General features: G+C 46.3%; 18 protein-coding genes and 1 CRISPR repeat array. Of the genes, 3 read left to right on the forward strand and 15 right to left on the reverse strand.

Annotated elements, in window-relative coordinates:
* Position 1: 1 nt before the first annotated feature.
* The 8 genes from EZM41_RS02000 to EZM41_RS02035 all read right to left on the reverse strand — a co-directional run bounded on the left by EZM41_RS02000 (position 2) and on the right by EZM41_RS02035 (position 9283).
* A complete protein-coding gene (locus EZM41_RS02000) occupies positions 2-952 on the reverse strand; it encodes a transketolase family protein (RefSeq protein WP_198468886.1) in 951 nt (316 codons plus the stop codon).
* Between the two features lie 4 nt (positions 953-956).
* The gene (locus tag EZM41_RS02005) at positions 957-1799 is read right to left on the reverse strand and encodes a transketolase (RefSeq protein WP_198468924.1); all 843 of its coding nucleotides are present in this window, start codon (positions 1797-1799) and stop codon (positions 957-959) included.
* A 5-nt stretch (positions 1800-1804) separates the two neighbouring features.
* Positions 1805-2821: a polysaccharide pyruvyl transferase CsaB gene (csaB, locus tag EZM41_RS02010; protein ID WP_198468888.1), complete on the reverse strand. Its 1017-nt coding sequence runs from the start codon at positions 2819-2821 to the stop codon at positions 1805-1807.
* A complete protein-coding gene (locus tag EZM41_RS02015) occupies positions 2818-4746 on the reverse strand; it encodes a DUF5693 family protein (RefSeq protein ID WP_198468890.1) in 1929 nt (642 codons plus the stop codon). The genes csaB and EZM41_RS02015 overlap by 4 nt, the downstream gene beginning before the upstream one ends.
* Positions 4730-5356: a Maf family nucleotide pyrophosphatase gene (locus tag EZM41_RS02020; protein WP_198468892.1), complete on the reverse strand. Its 627-nt coding sequence runs from the start codon at positions 5354-5356 to the stop codon at positions 4730-4732. The genes EZM41_RS02015 and EZM41_RS02020 overlap by 17 nt, the downstream gene beginning before the upstream one ends.
* 8 nt (positions 5357-5364) lie before the next feature.
* On the reverse strand, positions 5365-6168 hold the full coding sequence (locus tag EZM41_RS02025; RefSeq protein WP_198468894.1) for an undecaprenyl-diphosphate phosphatase: 804 nt from the start codon (positions 6166-6168) through the stop codon (positions 5365-5367).
* A gap of 15 nt (positions 6169-6183) precedes the next feature.
* Entirely contained in the window at positions 6184-7923 is a 1740-nt protein-coding gene (locus EZM41_RS02030) for a ribonuclease J (protein WP_198468896.1), read from the reverse strand.
* Positions 7924-8014: 91 nt separating this feature from the next.
* Positions 8015-9283 carry a class II fructose-bisphosphate aldolase gene (locus EZM41_RS02035; RefSeq protein WP_198468898.1) on the reverse strand — a complete coding sequence of 423 codons (1269 nt, stop codon included), beginning with the start codon at positions 9281-9283 and terminating at the stop codon, positions 8015-8017.
* 196 nt (positions 9284-9479) lie between these two features.
* On the opposite strand from EZM41_RS02035, the gene EZM41_RS02040 reads away from it, so the two are divergent.
* From EZM41_RS02040 to lysA, 3 genes are all read left to right on the forward strand, one after another.
* A complete protein-coding gene (locus EZM41_RS02040; protein ID WP_198468900.1) occupies positions 9480-10772 on the forward strand; it encodes an acetamidase/formamidase family protein in 1293 nt (430 codons plus the stop codon).
* The gene (locus EZM41_RS02045; protein WP_198468902.1) at positions 10736-11305 is read left to right on the forward strand and encodes a nucleoside-triphosphatase; all 570 of its coding nucleotides are present in this window, start codon (positions 10736-10738) and stop codon (positions 11303-11305) included. The genes EZM41_RS02040 and EZM41_RS02045 overlap by 37 nt, the downstream gene beginning before the upstream one ends.
* A gap of 137 nt (positions 11306-11442) precedes the next feature.
* Positions 11443-12681: a diaminopimelate decarboxylase gene (lysA, locus tag EZM41_RS02050; protein WP_198468904.1), complete on the forward strand. Its 1239-nt coding sequence runs from the start codon at positions 11443-11445 to the stop codon at positions 12679-12681.
* 541 nt (positions 12682-13222) lie between these two features.
* Here the strand turns inward: lysA and EZM41_RS02055 are convergent.
* From EZM41_RS02055 to EZM41_RS02085, 7 genes are all read right to left on the reverse strand, one after another.
* Positions 13223-14158: a hypothetical protein gene (locus tag EZM41_RS02055; protein WP_198468906.1), complete on the reverse strand. Its 936-nt coding sequence runs from the start codon at positions 14156-14158 to the stop codon at positions 13223-13225.
* Positions 14151-14552, reverse strand: coding sequence for a hypothetical protein (locus EZM41_RS02060; RefSeq protein ID WP_198468908.1), 402 nt, complete (start codon positions 14550-14552; stop codon positions 14151-14153). The genes EZM41_RS02055 and EZM41_RS02060 overlap by 8 nt, the downstream gene beginning before the upstream one ends.
* A gap of 67 nt (positions 14553-14619) precedes the next feature.
* Positions 14620-15555, reverse strand: a complete 936-nt coding sequence (cmr4, locus tag EZM41_RS02065) for a type III-B CRISPR module RAMP protein Cmr4 (protein WP_198468910.1) — start codon at positions 15553-15555, stop codon at positions 14620-14622.
* Positions 15545-18514, reverse strand: a complete 2970-nt coding sequence (locus EZM41_RS02070) for a CRISPR-associated protein Csx11 (protein ID WP_198468912.1) — start codon at positions 18512-18514, stop codon at positions 15545-15547. The genes cmr4 and EZM41_RS02070 overlap by 11 nt, the downstream gene beginning before the upstream one ends.
* Entirely contained in the window at positions 18507-19376 is an 870-nt protein-coding gene (locus EZM41_RS02075) for an RAMP superfamily CRISPR-associated protein (protein WP_198468914.1), read from the reverse strand. The genes EZM41_RS02070 and EZM41_RS02075 overlap by 8 nt, the downstream gene beginning before the upstream one ends.
* 33 nt (positions 19377-19409) lie before the next feature.
* Positions 19410-20474, reverse strand: a complete 1065-nt coding sequence (gene cmr1, locus EZM41_RS02080) for a type III-B CRISPR module RAMP protein Cmr1 (protein ID WP_198468916.1) — start codon at positions 20472-20474, stop codon at positions 19410-19412.
* A gap of 338 nt (positions 20475-20812) precedes the next feature.
* Entirely contained in the window at positions 20813-21244 is a 432-nt protein-coding gene (locus EZM41_RS02085) for a hypothetical protein (RefSeq protein ID WP_198468918.1), read from the reverse strand.
* 52 nt (positions 21245-21296) lie between these two features.
* A CRISPR array of direct repeats spans positions 21297-22188; the repeat unit is 30 nt; unit sequence GTTTCAATTCCTCATAGGTAGGCTAAAAAC.
* Position 22189 lies beyond the last annotated feature (1 nt).

Genomic DNA, 22189 nt, shown 5'->3' on the forward strand with positions numbered 1-22189 from the left:
CTCATCTCCTTCGGAGCGGCCAAACCTGTGCAGCGGCGCTCACTATGTGTTGGTGGGTGAGCGCGTAATACTCCTGCAACTCCTCAGGGGACCCGCTCTGGCCAAATCGGTCCTCCACGCCCACAAACCGTATGGGTATAGGGCAAGTGGTGGCTGCAATTTCAGCTACTGCGCTGCCGAGACCCCCAATAATGTTGTGCTCTTCGGCAACGACGCAGCAGCCCGTTCTTCTGAGAGATGATTGGATCAACATGACTGGTAGTGGTTTTATGCTGTAGCAATCTATTACCTCTGCTTCTATTCCTTGTCGAGCAAGTACGGCGGCAGCCTTCATCGCTTCGTGGACCATGATGCCGCAGGCACATATAGTGACGCTCTTCCCCTCGCGCAGCAGTCTTCCTCCGCCGGCGAGAAAGCCATCGTCATCAGTACCGTATAGTTGGGGCAGCGGAATGCAGCCAAGCCTTATATAGAGAGGTCCGTTCCACGAAAGCGAGTTCAAGAGCAAGCGGCGGGTGGATTGGAAGTCGGCGGGAACGAAGATGGTCATCCTCGGTAAGGCCCTCATAAGCGCTATATCCTCCAGAGCCTGATAGGCAGCCCCCTCCTCAGCGGTTATGCCGGCACAAACGGCTACGAAGCGCACGGGGAGGTTTGGCATCGCTACTGCGTTGCGCATGACATCATAAGCCCTTCCCGCCAGAAATGAGGCATATGAGACCGCATAGGGGATTTTCCCGGCTAAAGCCATGCCGGCCGCGGTTAAGACCAAATCTTGCTCGGCAACGCCGAGGTTGCAGATGCGCTCCGGGAAGCGAGAGGCGAAGTCGTGCAATCCGACGCAAGAAGATATGTCGGCGTTTAAGACTACGACGCGGTCATCTGTCTCGCATAAACGGATCAAAGTCTCTGCGACGGCATCTTTGGGACTAAAAAGGGCTTTTTCCCCCATGGCTTTAACCCTCATTGTTGCTTTGGCTCATTTCCTCAAGCTCCGTCAGCGCTTGCGACATCTCATCGCGCGCTATAGCTGTTTTAATTGAAGGCTGATTTTTCTCCATCATAGGAACCCCTTGCCCAGCTTTTGTGCGGGCGATTAGAGCGGCTGGACCGTCAGCGCTCAGCATAGCCTGGAAGGCTTGGTGTAATGAGGCGAAGTCGTGTCCGTTCGCATGAAATACTTGCCAGCCGAAGGATTTCAGTTTCTCGTCGAGCGGTTCTAAGGCCTTGATCTCCTCCGTTGGCCCTTCGTTTTGCGTGGCGTTTCTATCGATTACGGCGTATACGTTGCTCAGCTTATGGGAGGCCGACGTGAGAGCCGACTCCCAGAACGATCCCTCTTGGAGTTCCCCGTCGCCCAAAACGCAGAATACTCTCGATTTGATCCCAGCGCATCGAAGACCTAAGGCGATGCCGTTCGCTATCCCAAGTCCGAGCCCCAATGAGCCGCTGCCTGCATCGACGCCCGGAGTGCGGCGCATCTCTGGATGCCCTTGCAACATCGACCCGAGCTTGTTGTAGTTCCACAGCTCTTCTCGGCTGAAAAAACCCCTATGAGCGAGAGTGACATAGAGAGTAGGACAGGCATGTCCTTTGCTCAGGACGAGGCGATCTCTGTTTTGCCAATTCGGCTCTTCCGGGCGCAAATTCATCACTTCCCAATAGATATAGACGATCAGGTCCACCATAGAAAGAGAGGAAGAAAGATACTTCATCCCAGTAACGCTCGCCATGCGCACCAAATCTTTGCGAACTTCCAAGGCTATTTGCTCCAATTTCTTTGCCCTGTCATATTTCATCGATTTCACCTTCCCTCGAGGGCCTCCTTCAGGGCCGATTGGAAGGACTCTCTCGCTGTGCGCCTTGCATCTGTAATCTCTTTCGTCGAAGGTCTACGGGCGTTTTCGGCCACCTCTTCGAGCGCTCTTTCGCCCTTCCACACCGGTATGGACCAGGACTCGGCTAAAGACTCTACTTTGGGGTCGTAGGGCACAGCGACGGCTTTCGTTCCAAGGAGGAGCGTTAACACGAAAAAGTGAAATCTCATCCCCACCGCGAGAACAGCGCCGGCGAACAGAGAAGTTGCCATTTTCCACGAAGTCAGACGCACAATCTCCGCCCTCGCCAAGAGCCCTGAAGATCGAAAGTCTTTTAACAATGCCTCATCATCGGGAGAGAGGGCCAGACATCGCAAAGCGTATCCGTGCTCCTGCGCATAGGCCGTCGCTTCGCGGGCGATCTCGACGCTTAGGCTACCCCACGGCCTTATGTTTAAGATTACCACATCTCCGCTCTCGATAGGAGGTCCTACGTCTAATATGAAAGCAGGATCGGGCGCGAGGTCGGCCGAAAGGCCCCATTTTGACAACAGTCTTTGCGAGGGCGTATCGCGCACAACCCTAGGCCTGCAGCGCCTAAATACATCGCGCGCTATCCTTTCGGAGGTTTTTTTGTGAAATGGCCCCACTGATTGGCCGAATGCCCAAGGGTGACATCCGGCGATACTACTTTCCATTACCACGCCCCAGTAATACAGAGGAGAGCGGAGGCTGGTCACATCCTGCAATAAACCTCCTCCCCCGAGAAGCAGCGTCCTGCTTTTTCTCAAAGCGCACAACACCGACTTGGCCCTCCAACGGTTGACCGAAGCTATCGATAACTCCTCCTCGGTCTGCCGCGGCGAGGCAGAAAGGGCGAGAATCCTATCTTTTTTTAGCCCTGACTCTTGAGCCAGTTCCACAAGGGCGTGGAGGATCATTTCGTCCCCTACGTTGCCGAAACCGTAGTAGCCACACAGCGCGACGTCGTAGCGCTTGGTCAAACTTCTCCTTCCTCTTGAGCTCTAAATTTTGTGGTGAGCTTTACGACGAGCCAAAGGAGTAAACCCGCAAATAAGCCGAAGAGCGATCCCACCCATAGGCCATTGAAGACGCGCCATAGCGTCAGCGTAAGCGGGGTATGGAAGTGGCAGAAGCTGTTGACCGCTGAGGCGAAGGCCACCGATGTGGCCATCCGGATGAGCGCGGAATACATAGCCAACCGCCTGTCTACCTCGCCGGGAAATAGCCGCGCCCAGATATACCAGAGCCATAACGCCGGATATCCCAAGAGGATCTCTTTAGTCCTCGGCCTTGCCATCAGGGTCTGCTCGAAGAGGTCGCGCAGTTTGACCTCCCAGGATGGAACCAACGAGACATTGCCGCTCCGCAGCGCCATGACCCCAGCTGCCATTCCCAAGGCGGCGAGCACTATGATTTCTTCCCAGTACGGGCTTCGCGTCATTATCTCCCTGAAGTTCTCTGGATACAGGCGGGTTTTAATGGCATGAGCCAGCACTATCAGCGGAGGCAATAGGAGAGTCGCCTTTACTCCGGAAAATGCCTGGAGGCGAAGCATGTACAAAGGGGTGCCAAAAAAAGACGAAAGGACAAGTCCAATTGCTACGGCTATTCCTATACCTTTGAGAATCCCTTCGATGGGACGCTCCCACCCGTTCAGCGCCACAAGCGCGGCTGCTGAAGCGCCCAGGACAGCGCATAGAGCACCTATCGCTTTGGCGGCCGGAGATACGTGGACTGCGAGCACTCCGCCGATGGCCACAGAGGCCAGGAGACCGACCCAAAAAAGCCTCGTCGGTGGAGCGTCTCTGCGGCCGAAGAATTCCTGCCATAGCATGAGCGATACCGTGAGAGTGGTCAGGGCCATCGCAAACCCGCTCCAATACGATGTTGGCCAAGAGGGCAATATCTCGGGCCAGCCGAGCGAGATTCCCCGAAGTTCTAAGCCTCTCGCGATGGCCTTAAGGTCTTCCTCGAAGTTGCCAAGCCACGGCCCCGCTCCGATTTCATACGGCCTTAAGAGCAGCAGTTTTACCGATCTTTCCGCGGCAGCCCTGATCATGCGCTGTACAATTGCATCCCTCGTAAGGTTGCGGCTTATGACTTCATCCGTAGTTACGCTGTGAAGCGAAAGGATATAGGGGGATGCCCGCCATACGAGGGAGTTGAGTCCTGGTTGTCTGGAAAATTCCACTTGTGTGACCGCTATTCCTTTTTCTTTCAGAAATGCCGCAAGAGGATCGAGATCGCCAAAACCTACAACTACATTTCCCTTAGGCGATATGGCGCGAATCTGTGGCAGCGCTTCGATGAGCCGCCTTATGGGTTTTACTGCTGTCTCTGTGGGCATGCCCATGGAGGGGGCTGGTCTATATACCACGGGCCAGTTTTGCTTTTTTAAGAAGAACGCTGCCTCCAAATCTGGCAGAACACCGGCTTTGATGATGCTGGAATAGGGAACGGGAAGCAGAAAGAGCCACCCATATGGCGCCTTGTGACTTTCCACGCTTCCAAACCGGTCTGCGAGGTAAGGCCTTATCAGATTTGCCCATTGTTCGCTCTTGGTCCACACCACGGCCAGATCGGGCCTTTTGCCCTCGAATACGCTGAAGGGTAGGGACTCTTTTGGTCCCAACCACAGGGGGAGTGCTCCGCCGGCTATCTCCTCGCCGGTGAGTTCTTCGACGGCTATGGCGACAAGTCCAGCCTCACGCAGGCGATCGAACGCTTTCTCTACAGTAAGGGATGCCTGTTTGGCCATGAGGAGCGCATCCCTGTACGATACGACGGTGGCGGCTTCCCTGTGAGATCTTTCAAATCTAAGGCGTGGGGCCAGCCCGGGCAGTGCTATGAGCGTTGCCAAGATTAGCCCAGCAGCCAAAAGTCTCTGGTTAGAGGGCCACTTCATCCTTTTCGCACCTCCATTGGCAAGTCAGTGGTATATCAAACTGCTCAAGAAGCACACTTAGAAGATATAGCGGCATGCCTACCACGTTGTAATAGCATCCCTTTATGGAGCACACGAGGAGCGCTCCCTTCCCCTGAATGGCATAAGCACCTGCCTTGTCATCCCCTTCGCCCAGCTCTGCGTAGCGTGCCAGCGCCTCTTCGCTCGTATTTCGGAATTCTACCTCCGTCACCTCTACGTCTGAAGCGATCTCGTCTCCGCGACAGATCGCCACTCCAGTCACCACAAGATGTTTTCTGCCGTTGAGTTTTTTCAGCATTTGGAGCGCTTCGTGGCGATCATGGGGCTTGCCCAGGACGGTTTCATCGACGACCACGAGCGTATCGGCGCCTATTACGAGGCATTCGGGAAAGCTAATAGCTATAGCGCTTGCCTTAAGAAGAGCTAACCGTTTAGCTGATTCCGTGGGGACTTCTTTTGGCAATAAGCGCTCCTCGATCGAGACGGGCATCACCTTTATGGGCCAATTGAGCATCTCTTCGAGCAGATGATGCCTTCTGGGACTGGCCGAGGCCAAGATCACTTTCGTTGCGCAGTTTCTCGTGGTCACGATCTCTTTCACCTCGTCACATAGTCGAGCAAGATTGAAATCGTCCCCAGCGCCGCGCAATATACGGCAAAGGCCTTGAAGCGACCGCCTATCACCACTCGCCTCAGGAAAAAGAGCGCCAGGTAGCCCGACACCGAGGCTAGTATGCAACCGCCGAGCCAACCGCTCGGCAATGTCGTTATGAATCCGTCGATGATGTCCATTCTAAGGCATTGAAGAAGAGTTGCACCGGCTATTACTGGCAACGACAAGAGAAAAGAGAGGCGGAAGGCGTCTTTGCGCCTCGCCCCTGCGAGCAACCCGACCGATATCGTAGCCCCCGATCGGGAAAGTCCTGGCACCACAGCGATACCTTGAGCTAACCCCATAAGCGCGCCCAAAGCGGCCGAAACGGGGACGTTTCTCTCTCGGCGGGAAGTCGATACCCAAAGCAGTGTGGCGGTTATCAGTAAAGCTGCACCCACAGCGCTTGAGGAAGCGAACCACTTTTCTGCAAAACCCTCGATTAAGAACGCCACGGGTGCCGTAGCCATCGTGCCCGATATTATAGCCCACCCGTAGCGCCACCCCTCACCGCTTCTCCTTGTAGGGTCAAAGATGCCCGCACACCAACCTGTTAGAAGGTATACGATGTCGCTCCAAAAAAATGCCGCAGTGGCGACCATTGTGGAGAAGTGGAGCAGCACATCGTAAGCGATGGGAGGCTCTTTCCATCCCATGAGGATCTGGGCCAGAGCGAGGTGTCCGGAGCTGCTCACGGGAAGAAATTCCGTCAGCCCTTGCACCAATCCCAAGAGTAGCGTGTTTACCAAAGAATTTGCCTCCTTTTAAGACGCTTTGCTTTCCAAATGGGCTTCGGCGAGGCCTGACCGGCTTTGAAGAATAGTCACGGAAGGCAGCACGACAGGAAGGCTCTTAGAGATATGTTTCAATTCTTGCCTCACGGCTGTCACTATGGCTTGAGATATCGCTTCGGGACGTTTGCCCTTGGCTCGCTTTATGGAGGCCGCAATGGCGTTTTCGAGCCTCTTGTATAGTTCGCCGGCCTCGTCCTGGTGAAGGAAGCCGCGGCTTTCGATTGATGGAGGAGCGCACAGCGACATATTTTCGTCTACCGTGACCGATACCGCAATGATGCCGTCTTCCGCGAGGAGGCGCCTCTCCTGCAATATGCTCCCTTCAATCTCGCCCATAGAGGTTCCATCGATCAGGAATGCGCCGGCCCGCACAGGGTCTTTAATCCTCGCCCGTTCTTGGTTAAAAGATAGCACGTCGCCATTTTCTAAGACAAAAACGTCACGAGGTTCCATGCCGAGTTCGTGAGCCAATTGGGTATGGCGTACCAAGTGGCGGTATTCCCCGTGTATCGGAACGAAATAACGAGGTTTGACCATGCTCAGCATCATCTTGAGCTCCTCCTGGGAAGCATGCCCCGATACGTGCGTTTGGCGGTCGCCTTCATATATCACCTCGCACCCCTTGCGGAATAGGTTGTCTATCGTGCGGCTCACCAGTTTTTCGTTTCCAGGGATCGGGAGGGCGCTTATTACTACTAAGTCTTTGGGCCCCAGTTTGATATATTTGTGCTCTCCCTTGCTCATGAGGACCAAGCCGGAGAACGGCTCGCCTTGACTTCCGGTAGTGAGGACGGCCACTCGATTGTAACGCATTCCCTCGAGCGCCTGAGGCGGCACGAAAGCGCTGTCGTCTACGTCGATGTAGCCCAGTTGTCTGGCGAGCTCTACGTTGGCGTTCATGCTCCTGCCTATCAGAGCCACCTTTCGATTGAAGCGCAGCGCCGTCTGTATCACTTGGTTTATTCGGTGCAGATTAGAAGCGAACATGGAGAGCACTATGCGCTTGTTCTGGTAAAGCCGAAAGATCCCTTCCAGCGTCTGGCCTACACCCCGCTCTGAAGGTGTATATCCGGGCTCTTCGGCGTTCGTCGAATCAGAAAGCAGAAGGAGCACTCCTTTATGGCCGAACTTGACCAATGTAGAGTAGTCCGGGGGACGCGCATCCAATGGCGTGGGGTCGAACTTGAAATCTCCCGAGTGGATTATGTTGCCCACCGGCGTCTCGATGGCTAAGCCCAAAGAATCGGGGATGGAGTGGCATGTGGACATAAAATGCACATTAAAGCACCCCAATCTCACCACTTCACCTGCATGTACTTCATTCGCTTTGACCGTATAATCCGGTTTCAGCTCTTGGAATTTATGGTTTACAAGCCCCAACGTCAGGCGAGTGCCATAGATGGGAACGTCAATCTGGGGCAACAGAAACGGGAGCGACCCAATGTGGTCTTCGTGGCCGTGAGTGAGGACCAGGCCGCGGATCTTATTTTTGTTTTCCAACAGATAACTGAAATCCGGTATGACGAAGTCGATGCCGAGCATGTCCTCGTCGGGAAATTTAAGCCCTGAATCTATGACGAGGATATCGTTTCCATACTCAAGGAGGGAGATGTTCTTGCCGATCTCTCCCATTCCGCCCAGAGGTATAAATCGAAGCTCCTTTCGTCCTCGCTTTGTCTTCTTTTTTCTTTGCCCGCTCGTGATGGGCATTAGTTCACCTCCAACACAATAAAGGGGTGGCTTTAAGCCACCCCGCCTATTTTGCAAATGATACTACATCGGTGGCTCTTTGAAAAGATGCTCAGTCTGGCTCCGCTACGTTACCTGACGGAGTTTTGCTCTTTTGCGGAGCGCGCTCTGGGGTAAACTCGCTCCTTTTATGAAAGATCTCCCTCTCGGGTGCCGAATTGTGGTCGGGCCTCTTGGAAACCTCCTCTAAAACCAGTTCGGCCGTGCCTTCAGACTTCAGCGCCTTTATAAAGCGCTCCGCCCACCATGTAGTTTCTTCCACAATCCTTTCCTGAATTTCTACAGGAAGGGACATGATCTGATCATGAAATGGCTTGTTAGCCTTCTTGTAATCCCCGTCTTTGCGGCTGTAGCCTTGTTCGTCGGCCCATGCTACGATCTTTCGCCACAGTTCTTCCGATATGCCGCGGTCTGGTTCCTTTACGTAAGAACCATCCTCTATGACGGCGTTTCCAGTCTCAGGCTCCATTTTAACGCCGAAGAGCACATTTTGCCATAGCGTGGCGACATTGGCTTTCGTAATGCCATGCGTTGAAAAGTGAGAGACTTTATCTATCGGCGTGCCGGATACACCGTGCTGGGCTATCGAAACCCCGTAACGGCTTACTGCCTGGGCGATTTCCAATGTCCTCTTGAGATCTATCCCTTCGATTTCTCCCCTAGATCTGTCATACGTGCCGTGGAGGCTGCCGTTTGAGATGGCAAGGAGATCGGGGAAGATGCACCAGGCGTTTAGGCCTCCTACAAAGAAGAGCGCCTCTTCGACAGTAGTGAGTTCTCCTGGCCCCTTGATCTCCCCGACTTCAACCTCGAGCCCCAAGTATGGAGGAATATGCATAGCTGCATCCCTCGTAAAGCATAAATTCTCCCAGTCCGGGTTGTGCGAGGCGTCTATGGCTATGGACGTCCACCCTCTCTCCACTATATGTCGCAGATGGGAGATGGCCCGCATGAGCTCCTCCGTCGATTTTATCGCATAGTGGTCCACGTGAAGCCCAAAGATCACACCGTGCCCCAATTCCTTGGAATAGCGGACGGCATAGTCTGGGACGTTGTCATATGTGCAACCGCAGTAAGTTGACTCCGACTTGGCGAGCTCCAAGAGTACTGCCGCATCTAATTTCGCCGCCGCCTTTAGCACACCCTTTATCGTCAGGGGATTGCGGGCATTGGCGGCGAGTATGGTAACTCCTGCCCTTCTGGCTGCTGCCATGATGTCCCTGCCGCTAACCAATCCAACCGGCTCGTCTCCGTATATGGCTTGCACGTTCAGGGGGCGTTTCTTTAACATTTCCTTGTAAGTTGCTTCCTCCGAGCGCATCCTCTTGCCTCCTTTCCGAAATTGCTCTCTCTATTGAACTTAGTATAAACGAAAGAGGTACCATTTGAAATCCTATTTTGAGGGGGGTTTGCGGCGTGGCAGTTTTGTAGGCGTGACGATGGGATAGGGAGCCGTGGGATAAGGTCTCTATGGTAAAATACTTGAGCAAATCCGGTGATGAGGGAGATGAGAGTCTATGGCTAAACAGGTAGTCCACGCAGACGAGATGAGCTGGGTTTTAAACCCCGGTGAACCGTTTTTGGGGCCGGTGCGCGATGGAGGAGTCATCGTAGCCAGGACGAGCCCAGGCTGTTGGGGGCCCATGATAACCCCGGATTATCCGAGCGGGCACGAGGTCACCAAGCCCATTGCGGTAGATGGGGCAGAAGTGGGAGACGCAATTGCCGTTAGGGTGCGCCGAGTGAGAGTGCTTTCTTTGGCTACCACTTCCGGGACCGATCTGCCCCAAGAGGGGCACTTCGTCGGGGACCCCTTCGTTGCGAAGCGCTGTCCTAACTGTGGCACGATGAACCCGAAGACGTATGTCGACGGAGTAGGTGAAGGGTCCATAAAATGCGCCAATTGTCATTCTTCGGTCCAACCGTTCCGCTTAGAGAGCACATATACGGTCCTCATGGATGTCGATAGGACTTTGGCTGTTACTGTCCCTCCGGAAGTGGCCGGCGAGATCGCCAAGGAGGCTTCGTCCTTCAGCTTCTTGCCGCCGAGCTCAAAGCAATATTCGGCAAATTTAATGGCCCGCGGCGAAATTGCCGGCATCGCCATCCCTTTAAAGCCGATGGTGGGAAATTTGGGCACATGCCCGGCTGTCCCGATTCCGTCATCGCATAACGCCGGAGACTTCGGCGCTTTTCTGGTGGGCGCTCCTCACGAATACGCATTGACGGAGGAACAGCTTGAGATGCGCACCGATGGCCACATGGACATAAACGAGGTAGTCGAGGGGTCCATCGTCATTTGCCCCGTCAAAGCGGAAGGCGGAGGGATATACGTTGGCGATGTGCACGCAATGATGGGGGATGGCGAAATAGCAGGTCATACGGCTGACGTGTCTGCGGAGGTGGTTTTAGAGGTCTCTCTCTTAAAGGGATTAAAACTCGAAGGGCCTATGATTTTGCCCCGCCCCGAGGACCTCCCTCAGATAGCGCGCCTTCGCACGCCTGAAGAAATAGAAAAGGCCAAAAAGATCGCAGCCTTTTGGGGATTCCAACTTTTGGAGGAGAGCTTGCCCATACAGATGGTCGGCACCGGCAAAGACTTGAACGCAGCCGTCGAATGCGCTCTTTCGCGCATCTCCAAGCTTTTCGATATGCCGCTGCCCGAGGTGAGGAACCGCTGCACCATAACCGGGGAGGCAAGCATAGGCAGGCTCCCTGGAGTGGTGAATGTTACGATGCTCGTGCCGCGTCACAATCTTGAAAGCCACGGCCTTTGGAACCTCGTGCGCTCCCACTATCTGTCATTGTGACCGGTAGCGTTAAAAACTTGCTCGTCACAGGATCGCCAGGCGTAGGCAAGACTACGCTCATTTTGAGGGCGATCGAGCAGGTCGGAGAGAAATGTTGCGGTTTTTATACGGCGGAGATCAGAGACAGAGGAATGCGCGTTGGCTTTGAGGCCGTGGCGCTCGATGGCACCAGGCGGTTGTTCTCGCATGTCGGCATTAAGAGCCCTTACAGGGTTGGCAAATACGGTGTCGATGTGGCGGGGTTCGACGAGTTCCTCGAGGGCATTCCGTTTTTCGACCCTCAAAATTTTCTGGTGCTCATAGACGAGATAGGCAAGATGGAATGCCTCTCGGCCAAGTTCAGGAGATTGGCGGTTGCGCTGCTGGACGTCCCTGTGCCGTTTCTCGGCACGGTTGCCCTTCGGGGCGATGCGTTTATAGAGAAGATAAAGGCGAGGCCAGATGTGCGGCTGTTTCTCGTGACGAAGGAAAACAGGGACGACCTCGCTTTTGAGATCGCCGAGACTGTAAAAAACCTTGGGCCGCATGTCTGACATGAGCCTTTGTAGTTGCTTAAACTGCGTCATCGGCTGAGCTGTGCGCATCAATTAGCTTGATTATCTATTATATTGCTGTGGAGTTGCAATGATTTTATAGTAGCTTTGTTGGATTTGAAAGGTGGCGAACCTGGTTGATCGAAGCGCGCTCCGCATTTGGGTCTGATTTTTCTCGAGATGGCGGGAAGCTACACTGGTATGGAGTGAACCTGGAGGATCTTGCCCGAAGGTATGGCACTCCTCTTTATGTCTATGCCTCTGACGAAGTGCGCCGCAGAATAAAACTTTTAAAAAATGCGCTCGGAGTGATCCCTCGCTTTCATCTCATGTACGCCGTGAAGGCCAACAACAACGTGGAGATCTTAAAGCTCATCGCAAGCGAAGGCGTCCGCTTCGACTGTGCCAACCTGAACGAGGCCGCTCTGGCCATGAAGGTCGGCGCTCCTTACATGATCTCCGGCATCTTCTACACAAAGGAGGAGCTTGAGACGGCGTTGAGGCTCGGAGCTACAGTCAATCTCGACGACCCAGCAGCGTGGGATCTCGTCAAAGGGCTTTTGAGCGAGGGCGTTCCCCGCCCGAAGAGGTTATTCATTCGACTCAACCCGGGTTGGGGGAGAGGAGCCTTTTCCCTGATCCTCGGCGGGGAGGGGTCGAAGTTCGGCATGAAGCCCGATGACGCGAGGATTGTGGCGCGGGAGATCGGCGATATGGGCATAGAGTTCGGGGTGCATGCCATGGTAGGTTCCGGCATATTCGATCCCTCTCACTTCGTTCGTCTGGCATCGTTTTTGCTCGATTTCGCCCTTGACGTAGGGGCGGCGGCCATAGACTTCGGCGGCGGCTTCGGCGTCCCATACAAACCCGACGAGACCGAGCTCGACGTAAGGGCGATCGGAGATGGGATAGCCTCTTTGCCCAACATAGAAAAAGTGGAGGTCTACGCTGAGCCCGGGCGGTACATCCTTGCGAGCGCTGGTGTGCTGCTGTGTAAAATTTGCTCGATAAAGCGAACCAACCCTCCCATTGTCGGGTTGGACGGGGGCATGAACGTTCTTATGCGTCCGGCCCTGTATAAGGCGTATCACGAGATCGTTAATGTCACACGTCCCATGAGCGATCTGATTCCAACCACGATAGTGGGGAGGATTTGCGAAAGCACGGATGAGTTTGGCCGCGACCGCCCTTTCCCCTCTGCGTCAAAAGCAGGAGATATTGTTGCGATACTTCATGCCGGGGCCTATGGCTACGTGATGAGCTCGAACTACAATTCCACAGCCAAACCGGCGGAAGTGTTGATCAAAGAGGGAAGCGTCAGGCTAATTCGTCCAAGGGAAGAACCAATACGCGATATTGTAAAGAGTTTCCCGTAGCACCATATTCGACTGCATGCGGTCCATAGGGCGATGTAACAATAAGCGATGAATGGCTCCCATATCGCCAAAAGGCAACGGTGGATAAAAGTCTTGGTCAAGACTTTACGGGAAGAATTTTACCCTTTCTTTTGGGATGTTCAGCCAGAAAAATTAGATGTGCAGCGCAACGCTCGTTCATAATTGAAAGGCTGCTGGAGATTGGGGACGATGCGGCCATAAGACGGGTATCGCCACTTATCCCATGGAGACTATTGAAGGAGTAGTGCGAGATAGTCGGTGCCTCTCTAAGAAAACAGTTAGATTCTGGCAGTTGATTTTCGGTCTGGAGGACGAAGAGATAAGGTGTTTATCGACGTATTACCGCGAGGTAGAAAGTCCGCTCTGGAACTTTTAAAAGGTATTGAAACGATGCGGAACTTTTATCTGGCCGGAGGGACAGGCCTTGCCCTTCAGCAGGATTAAGATTGATGCATTGCCATATCATGTTTCAATCCCTTTCAGGGGTTTCGTGTGTTTACAATTGCCTTTGGGATTGTGTCTAACGAAAACGCTGTTCGGGCTCATCTCTTTTTAATGTTCCGTCCCAACTCATTGTATATACTTTGGTGTCATCCAGAATGTATGTCCCTGGTGAAAAATAATATTCAAGTTTTGATATTGCCTCACCTGGCTTGTAAGTTGATCTGTCCTTTGAGTCCTTGGGATCGTAATACCCTCTTCCTGTTAGAAGTTCGATATCTCCTTTAAATTTTATAGTTTTATCGTACTTTAGATGTGTAATAATATAATTATCGTTGATTTCTATTTTACATTCCTCTGCTTTAACAGTTTTAATTGGAAACTTTATACTACCTGATGGATCGAATAATACATGCCCGAACCCGTATTTCGATTCTCCGCCCAATATTAATTCTTTCATTATATTAAATCCATCAATTAATATCTCTGCTTTGTCGGATATTATTACTGTTTTATCACCTATTTTAGCATTTTCTTTGACCAAAACACATCCCATAATCCTTACATCTTTTATATTGCCATTTGTATCTTTAAATTTATTATTGATGAATTCAATTTCATGCAAGCTTGCATTTTTTGCAGTTCCGGTACTATCTATAGCCGTGAATATTTGACTTCCTATGAATCTGTGCTCAAATTCCGATCGTGAGATATTGCCATACTTTAACTCATGTTCTGTGTAACGTGGAAAATAAATATTTATGCCATCGTATACATAAAAATACGAGAATCTAAAATTATCCTTAACCATTGCACCTATATTTCTATAATCATTTGCTGTGGGATTTTTGTATAAATACTCCGTTATACATTTCGTTATTGCCCCCCACAAATTTCTCCCGGGAACGTAATACCTTGTCGGCGAAATGACCGATCCTTTAAAGGGCATATAACCAATGTGAAGCGGGCTTTTTAATTTAAACGAAACTGTAATTTCTTTCCACATATCACTCACCGGCTTTGACTTTTACGTGATATAACGAATATATTAATGTACGCTCTAATATCTTTTTCATGAACAGCAATTTATCGATGTCTTTAGCAACTGTCTTCAGATCTCCACAAAAATCATCGAAATTTGCCTCAAACTTTTTGTCTTTACCTAAGAGATATTCATGTATTTTAATGCCACCGTCATCCTCATTTAAGAGGCTGGTTAGATTTGTTCTTGTATCTTTAGCTTTACTTTCAAGCCAAAGAAACATTGCGTAAACCCCATCTTCCTTCAGTATCCCTAAAGCTTTTCTCAAGTTTCTTTCGAGGTTCTTTATATTCTTACTGTCTGATGTTTCCGCTGAATTTGCAATCATTTGAGCATGTTTCATACACTTATAGTCCAGGTTGATCATCTTTCTCACCTCTTAAAGATGCTCTTTTTGATTTTAGAAAACTTAATCAAAGTTAAACATACTTGTTTTATGCCGGTGAAGATTTGTCTCCGCTTGCTTTGTCGTTTTTGCCATCGAAAAACAACTCAAGCCTGCCGAAACCTCTGGTTCCCATGCCGCCTATGCCGATGAATTTAAAGTAAGGGCTAACGTTGTTTAATATCCCGGTAACTCCTTTATCGTCTTTATCTACACCAATCTCAAATCCAAAGACTGTCCCCCTGGATATAGCTTCATAGGTAAACAGTTTTCCCGGCTCGGCCGTTCCAGTGGATGGATCTATCTTGACAGAAGTCCTTATCTCCAAATTGTCGTTTACTATATGAGAAAAAAGCTTCTCCGAAACGATGACAATCTTTCCTACCCAGCTATCTATTTCTTTCCGCAAAGCAAGACGTTTAAGACAACCAGAGTCAACTTTTTCAGTTTCCAGAAATAGCCATCCAAGGTTTAAATAACTGCTATCTTTGTTTTCTTGTTTGGAATGACTGCTATCTTTGTTTTCTTTAACAATGTAATAAGCTTTATCGCAAACTTTTTGAGGAATGTTAATGTTACTGGAATCCTCGCTTTTTGCTTCATCGAACCAATATTCCATGAGCTCCTTTGTTGTAATCCATACAGTTCCTTCTTGGGATGAAACAGGAAAAAGTATTATTTGTCCATCATAAAAACGCAATGTTCCTTTTTTATTTTCGTCTCCAAATGTCTTTTTAGCCTTATCTTCAGCACATTTTCTTTTTTCTGCTTCATCCTGGGAAGTGTACTCTTTTTCCATTGCATATATGGTGTAGTATTCTCTCGTGACACCTGCAATCGAGCTACCTGGTATCTTTGGCACGTCTGTGGCAGGATCCCTTACGATCGTATTGTCTACCAATCCTAACCTGTAGCCTCCTGCTCCTATGTGTATGGGATCAATGGCCCTCGCAAATACCTTTTTAGGATTCAAATCATTCGCCAATTTTTTCCTCCTCCTTTATCATGTGTCTGAAAATAAATATAGTGTCCATTAAAAGACCATTTAGTAAAGAATTTACAAAAAAACACCTTGTTTCTTCTCTCAAGTTATCCCACATACTTCCAAAGGCATCTTTAATGGTTGCTTCGGCAAATCGCATGAATACTTCCCTCTTATTGCTGCCATCTTCGACATATCTCCACTCTCTTAACTTGGTGGTGAGTGCTTCCTCAATGTTGTTAATCTGAGAACTTGAGAGATTAGATAATATATCCCATAGTTCCCTAATCATTGATATCTGATAAAAATAGCAGGGCCTTCTTGAATAAAGCCGGTAAGTTTCATCTCCCCTTCTTCCGTCTTCATAATATATGTTATATCTGTCGGTAGTGGCGGTAAGCAGATCGAAATCGAAATAGCCCGGATATAGACTAAAAGGTTTCCCCTTGGAAATTGATGATAAGTCGTCAAGTGTATATTTTTCGTTTTCTCCGATCAATCTTGTAGGATAAAATTTGAAAAAATCATCACTTTTTGTTTCGTAGACGTTCCACCATGGGTTCATTTTTACGGGTTTTTTAAATTCACTATCGTCAAGCATTCTTCTTTCGGCATCTAAAAGGACGTATAAGGGAAATTTTCTATTCGCCGTCAAAATCTTCACGTTTAGGGGCAACTTACCCAATACTTTTTCAAATCTTTGGGAATAGAGTACTGTTACCATCTCTGTAATTTTTATGGAGTCTAATGTTGGCACTATCAGCCGAAGAGAGAGAGGAGATACCGTAATTTCTATTAAAGGTATATATTCTTCTATTTCTGTTATTTCTATTTCTACTCTATTATCATACTTTACTTCAAGCAAATTTTCATTAGGATTGTTCTCCAAGGCAAGGTGTCTAAATCCACTCTTCAGACACTCAATTACAGCCTGTTCTCCAAATGTATTGCCATACCTGTACTTTTCAAGGGATTCTATTGTATAGAATTTGCCATCTCTCACGTATAAGACAAGGAGGTCTTCAGGTTCCTGGCCATCTAATCTAATGATATAAGGAGTTTTTTCAGATATTATATTACTTCTTTTCAGTGCAGACTGAAGTTTGCTGTAGTCTACAGAAAATGCTACCCTTTTCCACTTATATCTATATATATCACGTTTGATCTTTTCAACAACTGTTTCAAAAAATTCCTGAGTTTCGCGCCACACCCTATAAATACGCGCGGGAGACGGGTTTTGGGTGAAAAAATATGAACCAAGGTTTTCTTTAGTTAATGTATTAGTTTGTAGCCTTTCTTCTATATTTTTTAAATGATTATAAAGTGTTTTTTCATTTAAGCCAACACGTTCCTCAAAAAACATATCTAATAACCGTGCTGCTTCTTTTTTATAAATATCTTTCAGCTTAAAAAATAACTCTAGGACTTTGTAAACTATATCTTTTCTAGGAGCAAAAGTTAATGTTAATGAATTCACTATTTTCTCAAAATTTTTATCTTTAATTGGAGTGATGAAGTTACAAAATTCATTTTTATTTTTATTTTCATTTTCATTTATATTTTTATTATACCAATCTTCAAAAGTTTGACTAAATATACTGCCAATCATTGTTCCATCGAGCCATTTATCGAGGTCAAAGTTCAACGAAATCAAGCTGACCCTGTTGTTTTTGTCAGCAATTTCATCAATCCAGACAGATTCCTGTCTATTGTTCAGCCACTCCTCCAATCTTCCCTTTCTTCTATTTTCGCAAATTGTACACCTTTCATCTTTTTCGCTTTTTGTTCGTATTCTGCAAATAGGGCACGCATCCAACCTTTCGTTTTCTTTATTTTCAACCTTTTTATCTAAATCAATCAAGCTTTCAATTGGTTCTTCTTCTCCTTCAGTTAAAAGAAAAGGATGTGCTTTTGGAATTTTTCTTTTTTCAGATACACGTTTCAGCTCGTTGGCAATGATGGTCAGTGACCCGGATGGTTTGCTTAAGGTAAAAAATGGCCACAATTCGTTATCGCTTTTGTCGTATATTTTCCTTAATATTAGTTCTGCACAATCACTAGCCAAACTTTTTGAATATTCACCTAATTCGGGGAATGTAAAATACATTCCGTTTATGTCCTCGTAAATCACATTGCCTACAGGAAACTCAACCTCCAATTCATCCCTGATATTTTCTTTAATATCACCAATAACTTCTGCTCTTTTTTGTATATCCGCTATCTTTCTGCCACGGTTTATAAAATCTTCACCATTCCAGCATACGCCAAATATTCTCCATTTTACGTTATTCATATCTTTATATCCATCACATGCGATTCCTGCTAAAATCGTCTTAAACAATGATGCAGTTGAATATGAATGATCCCACATAGTAACGTCGTTTGCCGGGATCCTCGTTTCTCCTAAGGCATGAGAAAACGCTGTTTTAAGATTGCCTATTAATGACTTTCTAAAACTAATTATATCACTATAGTTTTTTAATAACTCAATTAAATTATTCTGCAGGTCATCAAATCTTTTTTGGAGACAACTTAGATCTATCTTTTCTTTCTCGTAGCCAAAAGGTGAGGATATTATCGTATTATCAATGGATTGTTTTTTTCTTACTATGCCTTTATCATCAGCTGAATCCTTACGATCACATTTTTGTAAATATTTTACAATATCATCTGCTGGGGAATGCTCATGGTGTTGCTCGATAAGGTTTTTTATGTTGCTATATTTTATACTGCCTGATATTTCTACCGAAAAACTAAACTTAATATCACTTATCAAGCCAAATAAAGCTGGTCTTAGAAAATCTTTTATTTTGTTATGCTCAAATCTTATTGTAAATTCTTCGATTGACTGATGTCTAATAAAATCAGGATGCATCTTTCCGATATCATGAAGAAGTGCCCCTACCTCACCTTTTAAAATATCTCTCCTTTTGCATTTTATTTTGTAAATAAGTTTATTCATGATCGCCACTCCATAGGTTATTTATATAGCTTTCAAATTCATTCCATTTATTGAATTTTTGCTGTTCGTCAGGACATAAAGAAACAACTACAATTGGATCAGGTTTGATTACTCCAAACCCGCTTGTTTTCTTGGCCGAAAAACCGTAAGTAAAAAACATCAACTCTAAAGCTTTCGTCAGAAACATTAGATCCGTCTTTACCTGCTCTTTAGAAAACATTTTGCCTCTGGGATATGGAAAATATAGAAGACGAAATTTACCTTTTGCGCCTTCTTTTACAACCTCGAGAGTTATGGGACTTTTTCCCGGGACCGGAGTGCGTGTAGTTCGGCTTAATGGTGTAATAACGTCTTTTTTTGCTGCATTTTTGTCAAAACACGTTGGGAAGAAATGAAGCCTACCTTTTGCAGCATCTTCGCTTGTAGTTTCAGAACCGAAAAGCCTTTCGATAATTTCAGACTTTGTAATCTCGTTGATATTTTTACCATCCAAATCATTAACTCTTTCCGCCGCAAATCTGAGATGCCCCTTCCAGATAGATGACCTTACCATTGGTAAACCTGTCAGCTTATCCCGCACGATAGGATTTTCAAATATCTTGCCATTAATGACATTGAATTCACCCTCGCCTTTACTTGTGTATGATCTTTTCAGCATGAATTTAATTTTAAGGAGCATAGAATATCTTGGTATTTTTTCAAAATCTTCTTTATCAAACTCCTTAAGCTTTATATCTGACTTATTTTCTATAATATCATGCTTTTTATTACCTAAATCTATGATCCTACTTTGAAGACTTCTACCCAATACGAAATCTGAAAGATAATAATCATGAATAATTGTATCATCATCAATACTCATCTTAATTCCTCCAATAATTCCTTACTATATTTATTACATGTCAAAATAACACTTATTTAAATAGCTATTATATTTACTTAAAGAAAATAATTTATCTTTTATATTATCATTTAGTTTATCTTTTATCTTGCTCCCAATATTTTCCTTATCATATCCGTATATCCTTACTTCTACTGTATTTTCACTTGTATTTTTACTAATTTTATAACCATGAGAAACAAATACTGTAGAACCTCTACCAGCTTCACCAAATATTTCGTGTCTCTTGTCTTTGTCGTTTTCGAGATGTCTTATTGAATCTCTTATGTGGAATGCTATCGGAAGGAACTTATATTTATCCCAGACATCTATCCATGACTGCCAATTTTCTTTATATCCGCTATGTTTTTCAGAATGCGTCCAGAATACCTTTTTTTTAATCAATTCTAATATATTTTTATTAAATTCAAGCCTAAATTTATAAAAAAAGAAGTCACCCAATTGAGGTAATTCTTGTGCTTTTTTAGATAATTGACCAATTGTAGTTGGCGGTTTGCTATGCGGTAAACAATTGCTTATAATATTTATGACGCCATTTCCTTGAGAAGTACTTGCTCCTAATGCTCCATAATTTGATATAATGTACAGTGTATTATTTAACAAATTCCACTCATCTTCAGATATTTCTCTCAGAGGAAAAAACTTTAGAAATGCACTTTTAGGCATTATACCCTTAGTTTCTCTGAGTAAATATTTATCTTTATCTCTTACTTTCCTTTTCTCTCTTGTCCCTATTTTAATCTCACAGATATTTTTCACCTCATCATCATTTTTCACCTCATCATCAATTTCCACCTCATCATCAATTTCCACCTCAAGCTTAAACTTTCTGGCCCAACCCGTACACCCGAATAACTCACATGCATCACAATGATGTTTTCCTTCGCATTTAGAGTTTGTCGGGTCACAAGCCGTTCCACCCAGCCCCCTGACCAAAGCCTCGTACCACCACCTTAAGCTTCCAATGATGCCGGTCTCTCTCAAAGTCGAACATTTCCTTTCAGCATCACCCGTCCACAAAGGCGTCAGCGGTTCAATCTGTACCGTAAATTGTTCCATTTCAGCCTCACCTTCAAGATTTTATTTTATACTGATTGCGAGTTTTTAATTTAACTTGTTAATATTATTAAAATATGAATAACGCAATAGCCGTTTCAACAAGTAGAAATTCCAGTATTGCAAAGTTAGGATGCAAGCTTCGTTGGAAGATTATTATAAGGATTACTATCAATAATGCATAAAACTAAGCTACTATATTAGTACCACACGAATATTCTTATCTTTCTTTTATAGTATAAGGCATAAGACAATTTGCATCAAGAAATATTTAATCCGACGTATCGTTCTTGTATCTCGACTCTTGACTCGCTCTGTTAATTCTATCATCACGCATCGTGTTAGTCAAATGTCATCTGACCATCCTTTTTTTGTTTAGAATACGTCTTGTTTTTCTTATATGGAGTAGCTTTGTAAGACAGATATAATGATACTATATCATTGTAAACAGTTTCTATATATTGAGTCCCATTCTCATCAGCATATATCTTTATTGCGTGGAGATAAGCATCACTATCACTATTTGTTTGATTTACAGTAATAACAACACCAACACCATCATATCGTATAATTCCTATCTCATTAGGTGGTATTGCAGAATGATAAATAAAACACGTGGTAACGGTCTGGACGGCTTTAACGTAATGTCCGTATGAGTACTTTTTGCCCTCTGCTTTCTTTCCAGCAACATACTTTTTTGCTCCATTTTTTTTATAAACGATGAAATACACCAAAAAGATAACTAACAAAATCCAAAAGATGCTGTCTTTCATTATCTAAAATCACTCCTCAACAGCTTAGCTAAAATATTCTCAATCTTAGAAGTGTTCAATTCCTCATAGGTAGGCTAAAAACCCATTTTCGTCGAACATAAACATTGTGTAGTGAGCGTGGTTTCAATTCCTCATAGGTAGGCTAAAAACAAGAGCCAGCCATAATGATCATGTTTGATTTTGATGTTTCAATTCCTCATAGGTAGGCTAAAAACTTCCTTTGCATTTACAACTGAAGAAGAAGTGTATAGTTTCAATTCCTCATAGGTAGGCTAAAAACCAGAATATGCCAGACAATTTGGTATCAATTGAGCTGTTTCAATTCCTCATAGGTAGGCTAAAAACTGGTTTCCTGGAATTGAAATGTTACAGTATATAAGACAGTTTCAATTCCTCATAGGTAGGCTAAAAACGGTGGAAGCTCAGGAAAGGGAGAACGCGCTTAAGCGTTTCAATTCCTCATAGGTAGGCTAAAAACTGGACAAAATAAAACAAAATAAGAGTTTGTTGGAAATGTTTCAATTCCTCATAGGTAGGCTAAAAACCTATCTCCACGGCGATTTTCACAGTGTTATTCACGTCGGTTTCAATTCATCATAGGTAGGCTAAAAACGAGATTTTTGGAGGGGTTTTGGGTTGGACAATGGCGAAGTTTCAATTCCTCATAGGTAGGCTAAAAACGAGGCGGGGCAATCCCAGCCTCCATGATGAAGTCAAGTTTCAATTCCTCATAGGTAGGCTAAAAACCAAGTTAACAATATTGTTGGGTTGAATATGGCCTTGTTTCAATTCCTCATAGGTAGGCTAAAAACTCCCCACGGCAGGGCGGCGGTGGCGCGTGTTATTTCAGTTTCAATTCCTCATAGGTAGGCTAAAAACCTAAAGAAAAGGCTTATGTCTGGTATTACACTGACGTTTCAATTCCTCATAGGTAGGCTAAAAACA

Origin of the sequence: Acetomicrobium sp. S15 = DSM 107314, assembly GCF_016125955.1 — a bacterium.
GTDB lineage: Bacteria > Synergistota > Synergistia > Synergistales > Thermosynergistaceae > Thermosynergistes > Thermosynergistes pyruvativorans.

Coding starts and splice junctions, on each gene's coding strand:
- EZM41_RS02060 (WP_198468908.1), bottom strand. CDS start 14,552: ATGATCAACCTGGACTATAAGTGTATGAAACATGCTCAAATGATTGCA.
- EZM41_RS02085 (WP_198468918.1), bottom strand. CDS start 21,244: ATGAAAGACAGCATCTTTTGGATTTTGTTAGTTATCTTTTTGGTGTAT.
- EZM41_RS02040 (WP_198468900.1), top strand. CDS start 9,480: ATGGCTAAACAGGTAGTCCACGCAGACGAGATGAGCTGGGTTTTAAAC.
- EZM41_RS02030 (WP_198468896.1), bottom strand. CDS start 7,923: ATGCCCATCACGAGCGGGCAAAGAAAAAAGAAGACAAAGCGAGGACGA.
- EZM41_RS02075 (WP_198468914.1), bottom strand. CDS start 19,376: ATGAGTATTGATGATGATACAATTATTCATGATTATTATCTTTCAGAT.
- EZM41_RS02035 (WP_198468898.1), bottom strand. CDS start 9,283: ATGCGCTCGGAGGAAGCAACTTACAAGGAAATGTTAAAGAAACGCCCC.
- EZM41_RS02070 (WP_198468912.1), bottom strand. CDS start 18,514: ATGAATAAACTTATTTACAAAATAAAATGCAAAAGGAGAGATATTTTA.
- cmr1 (WP_198468916.1), bottom strand. CDS start 20,474: ATGGAACAATTTACGGTACAGATTGAACCGCTGACGCCTTTGTGGACG.
- EZM41_RS02005 (WP_198468924.1), bottom strand. CDS start 1,799: ATGAAATATGACAGGGCAAAGAAATTGGAGCAAATAGCCTTGGAAGTT.
- EZM41_RS02015 (WP_198468890.1), bottom strand. CDS start 4,746: ATGAAGTGGCCCTCTAACCAGAGACTTTTGGCTGCTGGGCTAATCTTG.
- EZM41_RS02000 (WP_198468886.1), bottom strand. CDS start 952: ATGGGGGAAAAAGCCCTTTTTAGTCCCAAAGATGCCGTCGCAGAGACT.